This is a genomic window from Paraburkholderia sp., assembly GCF_035656215.1.
Lineage (GTDB): Bacteria > Pseudomonadota > Gammaproteobacteria > Burkholderiales > Burkholderiaceae > Paraburkholderia.
Genome location: NZ_DASRSY010000080.1, coordinates 1 through 14,850 on the forward strand (window position 1 = coordinate 1; position 14,850 = coordinate 14,850).

At 62.2% G+C, this 14,850-nt stretch carries 13 protein-coding genes and 1 pseudogene; 5 read left to right on the forward strand and 9 right to left on the reverse strand.

Annotated elements, in window-relative coordinates; translation table 11 throughout:
* Nucleotides 1-186: 186 nt before the first annotated feature.
* From VFE81_RS04325 to VFE81_RS04340, 4 genes are read right to left on the reverse strand one after another with little or no spacing between them, the layout of a single operon-like run.
* On the reverse strand, nucleotides 187-927 hold the full coding sequence (locus VFE81_RS04325; RefSeq protein ID WP_325043410.1) for a PqiC family protein: 741 nt from the start codon (nucleotides 925-927) through the stop codon (nucleotides 187-189).
* Complete coding sequence (locus tag VFE81_RS04330) at nucleotides 924-2,582, reverse strand: intermembrane transport protein PqiB (RefSeq protein WP_325043411.1); 1,659 nt, start codon at nucleotides 2,580-2,582, stop codon at nucleotides 924-926. The genes VFE81_RS04325 and VFE81_RS04330 overlap by 4 nt, the downstream gene beginning before the upstream one ends.
* Entirely contained in the window at nucleotides 2,575-3,225 is a 651-nt protein-coding gene (locus VFE81_RS04335) for a paraquat-inducible protein A (protein ID WP_325043412.1), read from the reverse strand. The genes VFE81_RS04330 and VFE81_RS04335 overlap by 8 nt, the downstream gene beginning before the upstream one ends.
* 7 nt (nucleotides 3,226-3,232) lie before the next feature.
* Entirely contained in the window at nucleotides 3,233-3,964 is a 732-nt protein-coding gene (locus VFE81_RS04340; RefSeq protein ID WP_325043413.1) for a paraquat-inducible protein A, read from the reverse strand.
* A 402-nt stretch (nucleotides 3,965-4,366) separates the two neighbouring features.
* On the opposite strand from VFE81_RS04340, the gene VFE81_RS04345 reads away from it, so the two are divergent.
* The 4 genes from VFE81_RS04345 to VFE81_RS04360 all read left to right on the forward strand — a co-directional run bounded on the left by VFE81_RS04345 (nucleotide 4,367) and on the right by VFE81_RS04360 (nucleotide 7,707).
* The gene (locus tag VFE81_RS04345; RefSeq protein WP_325043414.1) at nucleotides 4,367-4,927 is read left to right on the forward strand and encodes a cytochrome b; all 561 of its coding nucleotides are present in this window, start codon (nucleotides 4,367-4,369) and stop codon (nucleotides 4,925-4,927) included.
* 8 nt (nucleotides 4,928-4,935) lie between these two features.
* Entirely contained in the window at nucleotides 4,936-5,499 is a 564-nt protein-coding gene (locus tag VFE81_RS04350; protein ID WP_325043415.1) for a YceI family protein, read from the forward strand.
* Nucleotides 5,500-5,570: 71 nt separating this feature from the next.
* Nucleotides 5,571-6,140 carry a YceI family protein gene (locus VFE81_RS04355; RefSeq protein ID WP_325043421.1) on the forward strand — a complete coding sequence of 190 codons (570 nt, stop codon included), beginning with the start codon at nucleotides 5,571-5,573 and terminating at the stop codon, nucleotides 6,138-6,140.
* Between the two features lie 289 nt (nucleotides 6,141-6,429).
* Nucleotides 6,430-7,707, forward strand: coding sequence for an MFS transporter (locus VFE81_RS04360; protein ID WP_325043416.1), 1,278 nt, complete (start codon nucleotides 6,430-6,432; stop codon nucleotides 7,705-7,707).
* A 189-nt stretch (nucleotides 7,708-7,896) separates the two neighbouring features.
* Here the strand turns inward: VFE81_RS04360 and secF are convergent, their stop codons facing one another.
* The 5 genes from secF to queA form a co-directional block, all read right to left on the reverse strand.
* Nucleotides 7,897-8,847 (reverse strand): protein translocase subunit SecF, encoded by a 951-nt coding sequence (gene secF, locus VFE81_RS04365; protein WP_325043417.1) that lies wholly within the window; start codon nucleotides 8,845-8,847, stop codon nucleotides 7,897-7,899.
* A gap of 18 nt (nucleotides 8,848-8,865) precedes the next feature.
* Complete coding sequence (gene secD / locus VFE81_RS04370) at nucleotides 8,866-10,914, reverse strand: protein translocase subunit SecD (RefSeq protein ID WP_325043418.1); 2,049 nt, start codon at nucleotides 10,912-10,914, stop codon at nucleotides 8,866-8,868.
* Nucleotides 10,915-11,032: 118 nt separating this feature from the next.
* Nucleotides 11,033-11,362, reverse strand: coding sequence for a preprotein translocase subunit YajC (yajC, locus tag VFE81_RS04375; RefSeq protein ID WP_169486259.1), 330 nt, complete (start codon nucleotides 11,360-11,362; stop codon nucleotides 11,033-11,035).
* A 206-nt stretch (nucleotides 11,363-11,568) separates the two neighbouring features.
* Nucleotides 11,569-12,774 carry a tRNA guanosine(34) transglycosylase Tgt gene (gene tgt, locus VFE81_RS04380; protein WP_325043419.1) on the reverse strand — a complete coding sequence of 402 codons (1,206 nt, stop codon included), beginning with the start codon at nucleotides 12,772-12,774 and terminating at the stop codon, nucleotides 11,569-11,571.
* Nucleotides 12,775-13,014: 240 nt separating this feature from the next.
* Nucleotides 13,015-14,073, reverse strand: coding sequence for a tRNA preQ1(34) S-adenosylmethionine ribosyltransferase-isomerase QueA (gene queA / locus VFE81_RS04385; RefSeq protein ID WP_325043420.1), 1,059 nt, complete (start codon nucleotides 14,071-14,073; stop codon nucleotides 13,015-13,017).
* A gap of 148 nt (nucleotides 14,074-14,221) precedes the next feature.
* On the opposite strand from queA, the pseudogene VFE81_RS04390 reads away from it, so the two are divergent.
* Nucleotides 14,222-14,850, forward strand: a pseudogene (locus VFE81_RS04390) (ATP-dependent DNA helicase RecG); the annotation flags it as partial.

Genomic DNA, 14,850 nt, shown 5'->3' on the forward strand with positions numbered 1-14,850 from the left:
GGAACACATCGCGTTTGGTTGGCCGACGGAACTGTTCAAATCCGGCGCCTTGATCGGCCGCCATCGCAAGGGTTTGTTGTTTCATCCGCATTTAACGATTCACCGCCCAACGGCGTTGACCTTTTTCAGCGTAGCCCTAACGCCGTAAGCGCGCAGAAAAAAGCGCCGCGAAGGCAAAAAAAGCCATTAGCTACGGGCGGAGGTAGCCCCAGCCGCAACTGCAGAAGGACACGCCGGCACGGCAAAAACAGCCCCTTTCCCCGTCCCTCCAACCTTCCCTTGCGGAGCTACAGAGGCCATCCCCTGCACAGCAGCAGCAATCTGCAAAGCAATCTGCTGCAACGCCACCCGATGCCCATTAACAAGAGCGTCATAGCCGCCAGTAACCGGCTCACTCACCACGCTCCGACAGGTCATCACAGCAGTACTCCGTACAGCCCTCACACTCCAGACCGCATCGATCAATGCATGCGACCCCGGCCATGACTCGAACCGCTGCACATTCATGCTGACCCGGTACACAGGCGTCGCATCCGGATAAGCCGTGCCGTACACATCGATCGTACCCAACTGCTGCGTGAGACTGGTCGACAAAGCCCGACGAATCTCGTCACCCGGCAACGAAGCCCAACGCTCCTGTTCGAGCACCTGAACCTGCGTAGGCGCCGTCTGCACAACAAGCTGATTCTTCGCCACTTGCGGTGGTACATCGATCGGCGCGACTTCGATCAGCCACGCCGACGCGGCCGTCGTCCGGGCGCTAGCCGGCGCAGGGGAGCCGGCAGGCGCACCATCCGCGCCGAGCGTATAAAAGCGGCTGCTCGGCGACGAACACGCTGCCATCGCCAGCAATCCGGCCAGAACGCCAACGCAAGCAGCACCGCGCACAAGCCCGCGCGGCGGGCGGGGGAGCCGGGCAAACATCATGGTTTATCTCCTGTTTTACCGCGCAACAGCGATTCCGGATGACGCTCCAGATAATCCGACAGCGCATTCAGCGACTGCAACGTGCGTGTCAATTCCTGCAACGCCTGATGAACATCCGACTGCAACGGCGAATCCTGCTGCAACGTCGCCTCGGCCGAACCGAAGGTCTGCTTCGCCGCAGCCAGGGTGTCGCGCGCCTCCGGCACGACTTCCTTGTCGAGTCGGGTGAACAGCTGGTCGGCATTCTTCAAAGCGCTGTTCAGGTTCGTCCCGATCTGATCGAACGGTACCTTGTCGAGCTTCCTCGCAATGTCGGCAACCTGCACCTGCAGTTCGTCGAGCGAGTTCGGAATGGTCGGCAACTCGAGCGGATCGCCCGTTACGTCAATCGTGGCCGGCGGCGCTTTCGGGAAGATATCGAGCGCCACGTACAACTGGCTCGTAATCAGGTTGCCGGTTCGCAACTGGCCGCGCAGGCCGTGCTTCACGAGCTGTTGCAGCAAGCTTTGACCCGCGAGGCTGCCCGGCACCGGCGCGGTTTCGCGGAAGCGCTTGCCGAGGCGGTCCGGGTACAGGTTCATCGTTACCGGCATCGTGAAGCTGCGCGTCTTCGGATCGTAGTCGATGCCAATGTTGGTCACCTGGCCCAGTACGATGCCGCGGAAATCGACCGTCGCGCCGATCGACAATCCACGCAGCGACTGATTGAAGTTCATGACCACACGCAACGGCACGCCGTCCGGTTCGCGCATCGCGTCCGATTCATCCGGGGCGAGGCGGAACGTCATGTTGTTCGGCGCCTGCGCGCCCACGCTCTGGCCCAGTGGCGACTGGAACGACAAGCCGCCGACGATCACTGTCGCCAGCGACTGCGTATTCAGCCTGAAGCCGCTCGAGTCGAGCCGCAGATCGACGCCGCTCGCGTGCCACCAGCGCGAATTGGTGCCGACGTACTGGTCGAACGGCGCCGACACGAAGACCTGCATCGTCACGCCGGTACCGTCCTTGTCGAGCGAGAAGCCGACCACCTGGCCGACCTGCACGCGCCGGTAGAAAATCGGCGAGCCGATGTCGATCGAGCCAAGCGAGTCGCCATGCAGAATGAACTGGTGGCCCTTCTGGTCGCCTGTAATCGGTGGCGGCGTTTCGAGGCCGACAAAATTTTTCTCGGTGTCCGGTGAATGGCCGGCGTCCGCGCCGATGTACGCACCCGAGAGCAGTGTGGTCAATCCTGACACGCCGCTCGCACCGACGCGAGGGCGCACCACCCAGAAGCGCGAATCCTTCACCGCGAAGTCTTCGCCTTCCTTGGTGAGCTGCACCTGAACCAGCACGTGCGAGAGATCCTTCGACAGCGTGATGGTCTTCACCGAGCCGACGTCGACGTCCTTGTACTTGACCTTGGTCTTGCCGGGCTCGAGGCCCTCGGCGCTGACGAACGTGATCGTAATGGTCGGGCCTTTTTCGGTCACCGACTTGATCACGAGCGCGAGGCCGATCAGCGCGGCGATCAGCGGAATCACCCAGACCAGCGAGGGCAGCCAGCGGCTGCGCGGCTCGATGTCGGGATCCGGCAGTTGGGGCGGCACCCTGGGTCCGTTCGAATCGTTGCGCGGCGCATCGGAGGCGGGCGTCGGTCCTTGCGGGCTAGTCATGGTTGAGGTCCTGAGGTTTTTGAGTGCTGCCTTCCACGTTGTCCCAGATGAGCCGTGGATCGAATTGCATGGATGCCATCATCGTCAGAATCACCACCGAACCGAAGGCGATCGCGCCAGGTCCGGCCGTGATCACAGCAAGCGACTTGAAACGTACCAGCGCGACGGTCAGCGTGACGACGAATACGTCGAGCATCGACCAGCGCCCGATCCGTTCGACCATTCGGTAGAGCGTGGTGCGTTGTTCGGGCCGCCAGCGCGAGCGGCGCTGCGCGGTTGCGGTAAGCAGCACCAGCACGCTCAGTTTGAGCATTGGCACCATGATGCTGGCGATGAACACGATCACGGCCAGCGGCCAGTCGCCCGAGGTCCAGAAATACACGACACCGCTCATGATGGTGTCGTCCTCCGAACCGAGCAGCGACGATGTGTGCATGACCGGCAGAAGGTTCGCGGGAATATACAGCAAGGCAGCCGCGATCAGCAGCGCCCAGGTGCGCATCAGGCTATCGGGGTTGCGTACGTGAAGGACAGATTCGCAACGGCTGCAGTGTTGCGGTGTGACGGAGCGGATGCGCGGCTCGACGCGTCCGCATGCATGACAGGAGACCAGACCCGCGCGCTTCGCGGTGACGTATTTCATCGTGCGCTCATCCCTGATGCGGCGCCGGCGGCGCGCCTGGCGGCAATGCGGATTGCATCGCAGGGTCGTCAAGCGAACTGACGGCAACCGCCGCGCTGTCCGCCGAGGTGCGCGGCAGCGGTCTCTGGCTGCGCGCGCCCAGTTCGTCGGCGAGATCCCACAGAATGCGCGGGTCGAATGTGACAACCACGGCGAACATCAGCGTCAGCACGCCGAAGGCGAACAGCGCTGCTTCGGGAATCACGCGCGCGAGACTCACCATCTTCACGATGGTGATCAGCACGCCGAGCATGAACACTTCGATCATGCCCCACGGCCGCACGAATTGAACGGCGCGCAATACGCGGTTGAAGGCGGGCGGCACGTAGCCGGCGCGCAGGGGGATCAGCACGTAGAGCAGCGCGACCAGCTCGGTCAGCGGAAACAGGATGGTCGAGCAGAACACCATGACCGCGACGATCTGCATGTCCTCGCCCCACAGCGCGACGAGCGCGCCGAACAGTGTGGTCTGCGAGGTGATGCCGTTGGTTTCGAGTTCGACGATCGGGAAGCCCTGGGCGATCAGGAAGGTGATCAGCGCGGCCAGTGTCATCGCACAGATACTGTCGAGCTTGCGGGAGACGCCGCGATAGAGCGTTGCGCCGCAACGCGGACAGCGCGCGACCGCCCGCCCGACAAGCCGGGGCTTGCGGAACAGCGTATCGCATTCATGGCACGCGATCAGGTTGTCATGTTCCATACGGCAGAAGGGCTAACGACAAGAGGGGAGGCGTGCAATGCCGGTTTTGGGGCAGCGCCGGAGAAAGCGTGGAGCAATAGTACCAAACGCGCTCCGCTGCCGGGCAGGCCGTTACGCCCAGTGCTGTGGTGGGTCAGGCGGCGCCGGCATTAGGACTAGTCTTACATAAAATTGGCTGGTTCGACAGCTTCGATCCCCAATTGTTCAACACCGTTTTGCACGGGGAAAACTTTCTGCATGGCCGCCGCAGCCAGCTTTTTCCGCTTGCGGTAGCATGGCGGCCTTGGCGTGTGCCGCGGCCGCCATGCTTTCCATCAAGTTGCACGATGCAGCATGCATTGGCAGCGTGGAATAGCAGGGCCGGCTGCGCCGTTAACCTCTCTTAACTTGCGCTGACCTGTCATGGCACTCAACCCCTCTTTCGGCAGCCGGGAGTCGTACACGCGGACTGCCATCGCCTTTCACTGGCTGATCGCGCTGCTGATCGTCTGCGGCTTCGCGCTCGGTTGGGTGATGACCGACATTCCCGGCTTCACGCCCACCAAGCTGCGCTACTTCTCCTGGCACAAATGGATCGGCGTGACGGTGTTCGCGCTCGCCGTGCTGCGCATTCTGTGGCGCGCCACCCACGCGGCCCCGCCGCTGCCGCGCCGCATGCCGTCCTGGCAGCGCGGCGCCGCGCATCTCACGCATCTGCTGCTCTATGTGCTGATGATCGCGATTCCCATATCCGGCTATCTGTATAGCTCGGCGGCCAATGTGCCGGTGGTGTACCTCGGACTGATCCCGCTGCCGCGCCTGATCGCGCCGGACCCGCATCTCAAGGAGTTGCTGAAGAACGTGCATATCACGCTGAATTACACGTTGCTCGTGTTGGTCGCGCTGCACGTCGCGGCGGCGCTCAAGCATCAATGGCTGGACCGCGACGGCCTGCTGTCGCGCATGCTCCCTTTCATCAAATAAGGATAACCATGAAAGTTTCGTTTTATCGTTACATGCTCGCCGCGTTTGCGGCGGCCTCGCTGACAGCCGCCGGCAGTGCGCTCGCGCAGGTCGACGTCTCGAAGAGCTCGGTGACGGCAACGTCGAAACAGATGAACGTGCCGGTGGAAGGTAAATTCGGTAAATTCACCGCGCAAGTGAAGTTCGATCCGGCAAAACCGGCGGACGGCAGTGCGCAGCTCAGCATCGACGTCGGCAGTTACGATCTCGGCGACGAAAGCTACAACGACCAGGTGCGCGGCAAGGACTGGTTCGACGCGAAGACCTATCCGACTGCAACGTTCGTGTCGAGCGCGATTGCGCCGGCCGGCGGCAACCAGTTCAAGGTCACCGGCAAATTGACCATCAAGGGTAAATCGCAAACTGTGGTGGTGCCGGTCACGGTCACTCAGCAGGGCGCGACGCAAACCTTCGACGGCTCGCTGTCGATCAAGCGTTCGCAATTCGACATTGGCACCGGTGAATGGAAAGACACCTCGGTGGTCGCCGATGACGTGGTGATCAAGTTTCATATCGTTGCAGCACGCAAGTGACGTTCGCTGCGCCGCCGTTCGGGCGCAGCCGCTTTCCTTCCAGAACAAAGGACCATGAATTGAAAACTTCCCTGTTGATCGCCGTCGGTGCACTGGCTTCTTCTTTCTCGCTCGGCGCGTTTGCTGCTGCCGATACCTATCAACTCGACCCAACCCACACCTATCCGAGCTTCGAAGCAGATCATTTCGGCGGCGTCTCGGTGTGGCGCGGCAAGTTCACCAAGAGCTCCGGCACGGTCACGCTCGACCGCGTGGCGAAAACCGGCACGGTGGACGTCACGGTTGACCCCGCTTCGATCGATACGGGTAACAGCAAGCTGGATGAGCATCTGAAGACGGACGCATTCTTCGACGTGGCCAAGTATCCGTCGGTGACTTATAAAGGTACCGATATCAAGTTCGATGGCGACAAGCCGGTCGAAGTGGTCGGCAACCTGACGATTCGTGGCGTGACCAAGCCGCTGAATCTGAAGATCGAATCGTTCAAGTGCATGCAGCACCCTGTGCTCAAGCGCGAAGTGTGTGGCGTGGAAGCGAGCGCTCATTTCAATCGCGCCGACTACGGCATGGATTTCGGCGCGAAATACGGTTTCAGCATGGATACCAAGCTGCATATTCAATCTGAGGGCATCAAGCAATAACGCTTTAATGAGCGTTTTACGCACTCGTATTTAAGGCCGCTCACGGCGCTGCCGTTGCGTCGCAACAAAAAAACCGTTTCGTTCGCTTTTGCGACGAAGCGGTTTTTTATTGCCTGCTCGAAGCGCGGGAAGCCCTATGCCGCCGCGATCGCCCATTTGTCGCTCGCCTCGTTTTAATTTTTCAGGTACATAGAGCGCTGACGCCGTATTGGTTGTGCGCGCATCCGGTTCGGCAAAGTGGGGGCGTCAAGCCTACGTTAATAATATTTAGCGCGCATTGGAGATCTGCATGAATGCAACGACAGCGGCAAGCCTGGCGGGGAGCCGGCAGAATTCGTGGCGCGCGGTGGTCGCCGCCTCGATCGGCAACGCGCTGGAATGGTTCGATCTGGTGGTGTACGGTTTTTTCGCGGTCATCATCGCGAAGCTGTTTTTCCCGGCGGGTAACGACACGGTCTCGCTGTTACTGACGCTCGGCACCTTCGGTGTGTCGTTCTTCATGCGGCCGCTCGGCGCGATTGTGATCGGTGCTTACGCCGACCGCGCCGGACGCAAAGCGGCGCTCACGCTGTCGATCCTGCTGATGATGTGCGGCACGCTGATCATCGCGGTTCTGCCAACCTATCAGAGCATCGGCATTGCCGCGCCCGTGATTCTCGTGGCAGCGCGTCTGATGCAAGGCTTTTCGGCGGGGGGCGAGTTCGGCAGCGCCACGGCTTTTCTCGCGGAACATGTACCGGGGCGCCGTGGTTTCTTCGCGAGCTGGCAGGTCGCGAGCCAAGGGCTCACCACGCTGCTCGCGGCCGGCTTCGGCGTGCTGCTGACCGGCAGGCTTTCGCCTGAACAGATGGGCTCGTGGGGTTGGCGCGTGCCGTTCTTCTTTGGTCTTCTGATCGGGCCGGTTGCGTGGTACATCCGCACCAAGCTCGACGAAACGCCGGAGTTCCTCGCGGCGGAAACCACCACGACGCCGCTGCGCGACACCTTCTCCAGCCAGAAGCTGAGCCTCGTGATTGCGATCGGCGTGGTGGTGCTCGGTACGGTGTCGACCTATCTGGTGCTGTTCATGCCGACCTACGGCGTGAAGCAGTTGGGATTGCCGCCTTCGGTCGCGTTCGCGGCGATTGCGTTGACCGGTTTGATCCAGATGGTGTTTTCGCCGTTGGTCGGCCATCTATCGGACCGCCACGGGCGCACCACGATCATGCTGATATCGGCGCTGCTGCTTCTCGTGCTGATCAATCCGGCGTTCGTGTATCTGGTTGCGCATCCGACCTTCGGCACGCTGATCGTGTTGCAGATCGTGTTCGGCTTTCTGATGACAGGCTACTTCGCGGCGCTGCCGGGATTGCTTTCCGAGATGTTCCCGGTGCAGACGCGTACGACTGGCATGTCGTTGGCCTATAACATCGCTGTCACGATCTTCGGGGGCTTTGGGCCGTTCATCATTGCGTGGCTGATCAGCTTCACGGGCTCCAAGGCCGCGCCGAGCTACTACATGATTTTTGCCGCGGCCATTAGCCTGGTGGCGCTGATGGCGGCGCGGCGCAAGCTTGGGTTCAGATAACGCGTTGCCGGGTTGTCCTGTTGCGCGACCGGGCTTGTCAAGCGTGTAGGTCGCCAGGGCAGCGCGCCAGGTGCGCGTGCTAGCAGCGGGACAGGACAGCAGACAGCGCAGCGTGGCAAAGGCGGTAAACGCAAAAGGCCAGTTCGAGGGAACCGGCCTTTTTTATTACGATGGCTGCCTACAGCAAGCTCAAACTTGCGCGCCTGCGTTTGGATCGTCCGGATCGACGCGTTCCTTCTTGTCCTTCACCAGATCTTCGCGCTTCACGCCGAGCCACATGGCGAGCGCCGCGGCGACGAACACCGACGAGTAGATACCGAACAGAATACCGACCGTCAGCGCCAGAGCGAAGTAGTGCAGCGTCGGACCGCCGAACAGGAACATCGACAGCACCATCATCTGCGTACAGCCGTGGGTGATGATCGTGCGCGACATGGTGCTGGTGATCGCGTGGTTGATCACCTCGATCACGGTCATCTTGCGTTCGCGGCGGAAGGTTTCACGAATCCGGTCGAAGATAACGACGGATTCGTTCACCGAGTAGCCGAGCACCGCGAGCACCGCGGCCAGCACCGACAGCGAGAACTCCCATTGGAAGAACGCGAAGAAGCCGAGAATGATGATCACGTCGTGCAAGTTCGCGATCACGCCGGCGACCGCGTACTTCCATTCGAAGCGGAACGACAGGTAGATCACGATGCCGACCACCACACAGGCGAGCGCGAGCAGGCCGTCGGTAGCGAGTTCCTTGCCGACCTGCGGGCCGACGAACTCGACGCGCTGCAACTGCACCTGCGGATCCTGGCCTTTCAGAGCGCCCATGACCTGGTCGCTTTGTTGCGCCGAGGTATAGCCTTTCTTGAGCGGCAGACGGATCAGCACGTCGCGCGAGGTGCCGAAGTTCTGCACTTGCGCGTCGGGATAGCCGAGCTTGTTGAGCGTGCCGCGCACCGGTTCAAGCGGCGCAGCACCCGGATACTGCACTTCGACGACTGTACCGCCGGTGAATTCCACCGACAGATGCAGCCCGCGATGCAGCAGGAAGAACACGGCGGCAAGGAACGTCAGCAGCGAGATTGCGTTGAAAATCAACGCACGCTGCATGAACGGAATGTCTTTGCGAAAACGGAAAAATTCCATGGTCTAGTTCTCCGGGGTTCAGCGGGATGAACCCGGTTTCTGCGGCGTGTTCGACGAACCCGACGCGTCGCGGCGGCGCACGGTCGGCTTGGCACGCGCCTGGGCCGCAGCTTTGGCCTTGGGCTTGGCGCTTGCCGCGGCGACGGCTCGTGCGGTATCGGTCGCAGCATCTTCGTTGCCGAGGTAGGCGGCGGCACCGTCGATACCTTCCGGTTGAGGACGCCACACCTGGCCGATGGCCAGCGACTTGAGCTTCTTCTTGCCGCCGTACCAGAAGTTGACCACGCCGCGGGAGAAGAACACGGCGGAGAACATCGACGTCAAGATGCCGATACAGTGGACCATCGCGAAGCCGCGCACCGGGCCGGAGCCGAAGGCGAGCAGCGCGAGACCGGCAATCAGCGTGGTGACGTTCGAGTCGAGAATCGTCGCCCATGCATGCGCGTAGCCGTTCTGGATCGCCAGTTGCGGCGGCGCGCCGTGGCGCAGTTCTTCACGCACGCGTTCGTTGATCAGCACGTTCGCGTCGATCGCCATACCGAGCGCCAGCGCAATAGCGGCGATACCCGGCAAGGTTAGCGTGGCCTGCAACATGGACAGCACGGCGATCAGCAGCAACAGGTTGACCGACAGGCCGATCATCGAGATCACGCCGAACAGCATGTAGTACGCGATCATGAAGACGGCGATCGCCACGAAGCCCCACACCACCGAGTGGAAGCCCTTATTGATGTTGTCCGCGCCGAGGCTCGGGCCGATCGTGCGTTCTTCGATGATGTCCATGGGCGCTGCGAGCGAACCTGCGCGCAGCAGCAGCGCGAGGTCGGCAGCGCCTTGCGGCGTGGCCTGGCCGGTGATCTGGAAGCGGTCACCCAGTTCCGACTGGATGGTCGCCACCGTCAGCACTTCGCCCTTGCCCTTCTCGAACAGCACCATCGCCATCGGCTTGCCGATGTTGTCGCGCGAGACGCTGCGCACCGCGCGGCCACCCGCCGAATCGAGACGGATGTTGACCGACGGACGTTGATGTTCATCGAAGCCCGACGACGCGTCGATAATCCGGTCGCCCGTGAAGATGATCTGTTTGCGCAACAGCACCGGTGTCTGGTTGCCCTGGGTGAACAGCTCGTCGCCCGGCGGCACCGGATCGGATGGATTCGGATGCGTGTTGACCGGATCGGCAAGGCGCGCTTCGAGCGTCGCCGTGCGGCCGATGATGTCCTTCGCTTTCGCCGTATCCTGCACGCCCGGCAGTTCGACGACGATACGGTCCGAGCCTTGCTGCTGGATCACCGGTTCGGCCACGCCGAGTTCGTTCACGCGGTTATGCAGCGTTACGATGTTCTGCTTGAGCGCGGCGTCCTGAACGGCTTTCTGCACCGCCGGCGTGAACGTGCCGACCAGTTGCACGCCACCGTCCGGGCTGGCTTGCGACGCCCACTGGAGTTCGCTGATGCTGCGGCCAAGTTGCTTGAGCGCGGCGTCCGCCGTGGCCTGATCGGCGAAATTGATCACCACCGTCTGGTTGACGCGGTTCACGCCGCCGTCGCGGATGTTGTTGTCACGCAGCATCGTGCGCGCATCCGAAGCGTCGGAGTCGAGCTTCTTGTTCAGCGCGCCGGCCATGTCGACCTGCAGCAGGAAGTGCACACCGCCGCGCAGATCGAGACCGAGGTACATCGGCAGCGCATGCATTGCGGTCAGCCAGCGCGGCGACGCGCTTTGCAGGTTCAGCGCAACGACGAACTGCGGATCGGTGGGGTCGCTGTTCAGCGACTTCTGCAGCAGGTCCTTCACGCGCAACTGCGTGTCGGTGTCGGGCACACGCACGCGAATGTTCGCGTTGGTCGACGAGTTGTCGAACGTGACTTCGTCAGGCTTGATCTGATTGGCGGCCAGCGCCGCTTCGACTGCCGACAGCGTGGTCGAGTCGAGCTTGACCGTTGCCTTGCCGCTCGACACCTGCACCGCCGGCGCTTCGCCGAACAGATTGGGCAGCGTGTACACGAGGCCGATGACCAGAGCCACCAGCATCACGGCATATTTCCAGAGGGGGTAACGATTCATGAGTGGTCCAACGGGACGGTTGGCTTGGAAGCGATGCGTCCGGCGATGAGCGCGGGCGATTCAGCGTTGTTCTGCGAGAACCGCCGGCGAGGCCGCGCCGGACGCGAGAGAGCAGGCCTTACAGCGACTTGATCGTGCCCTTCGGGAGAATCGTCGTAACCGACGCTTTTTGCACGGTGATTTCCGTGCCTTCCGAGATTTCGACGCCGACGTAAGCTTCACCCACCTTGGTCACCTTGCCGACGATGCCGCCGTTCGTAACCACTTCGTCGCCCTTCGCCATGGCGGAGAGCATGTTGCGATGTTCCTTCTGGCGCTTCATTTGCGGGCGAATCATGATGAAGTACAGCACGCCGAACATGAGGATCAGCGGCAGGAAGCTCATCAGGTTCGATTCAATGCCACCTGTTGCTGTGCCTTGGGCGAAGGCATCGGTAATGAACGACACGTTGGTCTCTCCGTTATAAATCGAAACAATCAAAAAAATCAGCCGGTTATTCTACCACTGGCCTGACAGGGGTCGACGCGGCGAATCGGCTTTCCGATCAACCGTTTAAAGCCTTTTTTGCCGTGCGCGAAAGTTTATTGTAAGGTTTTCTGCGCACAGCCGACGAATTCCTCCGGCAAATTCATCAGCTGATTGCCGATCGCCGGCTAGTCGATGCCGCGCGCACGGTTCTCGTGGAAGCGCTTGCGGAAAGGCTCGAACAGTTTTGCGTCGATCGCGTCGCGCATTTCCTGCATCAATTCCAGGTAGTAGTGCAGGTTGTGGATCGTGTTCAACTGCGCACCGAGGATTTCCCCTACACGATGCAGATGGTGCAGGTAGCCGCGGGTGAAATTTCGGCAGGTGTAGCAACCGCACTGCTCGTCGAGCGGGCGCAGCGAGTTCTTGTGCGCGGCGTTGCGGATCTTGATGTCGCCGAAACGGGTGAAGAGCCAGCCGTTGCGCGCGTTGCGGGTCGGCATCACGCAGTCGAACATGTCGACGCCGGCGGCGACGCCCGCCACCAGGTCTTCCGGTGTGCCGACGCCCATCAGGTAGTGCGGCTTGTCGGCCGGGAGCTTCGGGCCGATGTGATTCAGCACGCGCATCATGTCTTCTTTCGGCTCGCCGACCGACAGGCCGCCGATTGCGAGACCGTGGAAATCCATCTCCGCGAGACCCGCCAGCGACTCGTCGCGCAGGTCCTCGAACATGCCGCCCTGGACGATGCCGAAGAGGGCATTCGGGTTGCCGAGGCGGTTGAATTCGTTGATCGAGCGCTTGGCCCAGCGCATCGACATGCGCATCGAGTCGGCGGCTTCCTGATGCGAGGTCGGCACGTTGTTGGTCGCGTACGGCGTGCATTCGTCGAACTGCATGACGATGTCCGAGTTCAGCACCTTCTGGATCTGCATCGACACTTCCGGCGACAGGAAGAGCTTGTCGCCATTGATCGGCGAAGCGAACGTGACGCCATCTTCGGTGATCTTGCGGAGATCGCCGAGCGAAAACACCTGAAAACCGCCCGAGTCCGTCAGAATCGGCTTCTTCCAGCCCATGAAGGCGTGCAGGCCGCCATGCGCCTCGATCGTCTCCAGGCCCGGGCGCAGCCACAGGTGGAAGGTGTTGCCGAGGATGATCTGCGCGTGCATTTCTTCGAGTTCGCGCGGCTGGACCGCCTTCACCGTGCCGTAGGTGCCAACCGGCATGAAGATCGGCGTTTCGACCACGCCGTGATTCAGCGTGACGCGACCGCGCCGCGCCTGGCCGTCGGTGCCGAGCAGTTCGAATTTGAGGCCGTTGTCAGGGCGTGACGGGGTGCTCGCGCAGGTATCGCAGGTACCGCTTGTATCGTGGGTATGACCGTCGGTCATGAAATAACTCCTGTGCTACCGGAAAACAGTCCGGCGCAACGTTGCAACGCCGCCGGGTAGGCCACGGCGGCTGGGTAAAGAAAACGCAAGGCGCAGCGCACATTTGCTACTGCGCGCAGATGCAGGATTGAGCAGCAACAACTGCCGCTACGTCGATGCAGCAAGGAGCGGCAGACTACCGCGCGCGCTGCCGGCGCGCAACGCTATCGCGCGGGATACCGCCTTGCGGCGCGAAATGGTTCAGGCGTCGCGGCGCGTCAGCAGCATCGCGTCGCCGTAACTGAAGAAGCGGTAACGCTCCTCGATCGCGTGCCGGTAGGCTTCGCGAATCGTCTCGACACCGGCGAATGCCGACACCAGCATCAGCAGCGTCGACTTCGGCAAATGGAAATTGGTCACCAGCCGGTCGACCACGCGGAATTTATAACCAGGCGTGATGAAAATGTCGGTTTCCGTGCTGGCTGCGCCGAGTGGGCGTCCGGCCGTGTCCGCATCGCGCGCGGCGGCTTCGAGCGCGCGCATCGACGTCGTGCCCACCGCGATCACACGGTTGCCGCGCGCACGCGTTGCCGCGATCTTGTCGGCGAGCGATTGCGGGAGGTGATACCACTCACTGTGCATCTTGTGTTCGGCCAGATTCTCGACCCGTACCGGCTGGAAGGTGCCTGCGCCGACGTGCAGTGTCAGCGTCGCGCGCTCCACGCCGCGGGCATCGAGCCGCGCGAGCAGCGCTTCGTCGAAATGCAGACCGGCGGTGGGCGCGGCCACTGCGCCTGGGTTTTGCGCGAACACGGTCTGGTAGCGGGTTTCGTCGGTTGCGTCGGGATCGTGCTCGATGTACGGCGGCAGCGGCAGGCGGCCGAATTGCTCGATCAGCGTCAGGCAGTCGTCGGGGAAATGCAGCGTGTAGAACGGCTCGACGCGTTCGCCGATCGTCACGTCGAATGCATCGGCGAGGCGGATCGTCGTGCCCGGCTGCGGGCTCTTGCTCGCGCGGATCTGCGCGAGCGCGGTGCGTTCGCCGGTCAGACGCTCTACCAGCACTTCGACTTTGCCGCCACTGGCCTTCTGGCCGAGGAAGCGCGCCTTCAGGACTTTGGTATCGTTGAAGACCAGCAGATCGCCGGCCGCGATGCACTCAGGCAGCTCGGCAAAGCGGCGGTCGATCAGGCGCGCTGCGCCGGCGGCATCGGCTGGGTTGACCACTTCGAGCAGACGGCTGGCACTGCGCTCGGGGAGCGCCACTTGCGCGATCAGCTCAGGTGGCAGATCGAAATCGAAATCGGAAAGCGTAAACATGCGGACGACTGGAAGCGAATTGGGACTGAATTGAGCCGAAGCCGGAGCCGGGCGGCTATGATTGCGGGACGCCAGAGCGGCCCGCGAGCCCGCGCGCTGGTTGGCGGCGACACCTTTGACAGCCGATATTGTACTTGCGAAGCAACCCATGCCTTTGTCCGAACGCCGATTGCCCTCCGCCACCGATGAAGTGAGCGTCGAGCCGAAGCGCCGCGTCTCGCGGGGCAAAGCAGCGGCGGTTGACTTAAACGACCTCGGCGCGGGTGTCCCGCCAGCGAGCGATAAGGCCGCGCGTGAAGATGAAATGGTTGACCCATTCGGTGACAAGCCCGCCGGCAAACCTGCGGGCAAAGCCGCCGGGAAGCCTGCTGCAAAGGCCACTGCCAAACCCGTCGACAAGCTCGCCAAACTCGGCCTCACACGCGACATCGATCTGGTGCTGCATCTGCCGATGCGCTACGAAGACGAGACCTCGCTGACGCCGATCGGGCACCTGCTGCCGGGTGGCATCGCGCAAACGGAAGGCGTGGTGTTCGACAACGAGATCGCCTATCGCCCGCGCCGCCAGTTGCTGGTGAAACTGCGCGACGACGCCGGCGACGAGCTGGTCCTCCGCTTTCTGAATTTCTACGGCTCGCAGGTCAAGCAGATGGCGATCGGCGCGCGGCTGCGCGTGCGCGGTGACGTGCGTGGCGGCTTCTTCGGCATGGAGATGGTGCATCCGGCGGTGCGCGTGGTCGACGAAGACACGCCACTGCCGCAGGCGCTGACGCCGGT

What these genes read in the sequence shown, in the direction of transcription:
- VFE81_RS04330 (WP_325043411.1), bottom strand. Translation starts at nt 2,582, where the DNA reads ATGACTAGCCCGCAAGGACCGACGCCCGCCTCCGATGCGCCGCGCAAC.
- secD (WP_325043418.1), bottom strand. Translation starts at nt 10,914, where the DNA reads ATGAATCGTTACCCCCTCTGGAAATATGCCGTGATGCTGGTGGCTCTG.
- secF (WP_325043417.1), bottom strand. Translation starts at nt 8,847, where the DNA reads ATGGAATTTTTCCGTTTTCGCAAAGACATTCCGTTCATGCAGCGTGCG.
- VFE81_RS04350 (WP_325043415.1), top strand. Translation starts at nt 4,936, where the DNA reads ATGAAAGTTTCGTTTTATCGTTACATGCTCGCCGCGTTTGCGGCGGCC.
- VFE81_RS04340 (WP_325043413.1), bottom strand. Translation starts at nt 3,964, where the DNA reads ATGGAACATGACAACCTGATCGCGTGCCATGAATGCGATACGCTGTTC.
- VFE81_RS04360 (WP_325043416.1), top strand. Translation starts at nt 6,430, where the DNA reads ATGAATGCAACGACAGCGGCAAGCCTGGCGGGGAGCCGGCAGAATTCG.
- VFE81_RS04345 (WP_325043414.1), top strand. Translation starts at nt 4,367, where the DNA reads ATGGCACTCAACCCCTCTTTCGGCAGCCGGGAGTCGTACACGCGGACT.
- VFE81_RS04335 (WP_325043412.1), bottom strand. Translation starts at nt 3,225, where the DNA reads ATGAAATACGTCACCGCGAAGCGCGCGGGTCTGGTCTCCTGTCATGCA.
- VFE81_RS04325 (WP_325043410.1), bottom strand. Translation starts at nt 927, where the DNA reads ATGATGTTTGCCCGGCTCCCCCGCCCGCCGCGCGGGCTTGTGCGCGGT.
- tgt (WP_325043419.1), bottom strand. Translation starts at nt 12,774, where the DNA reads ATGACCGACGGTCATACCCACGATACAAGCGGTACCTGCGATACCTGC.
- queA (WP_325043420.1), bottom strand. Translation starts at nt 14,073, where the DNA reads ATGTTTACGCTTTCCGATTTCGATTTCGATCTGCCACCTGAGCTGATC.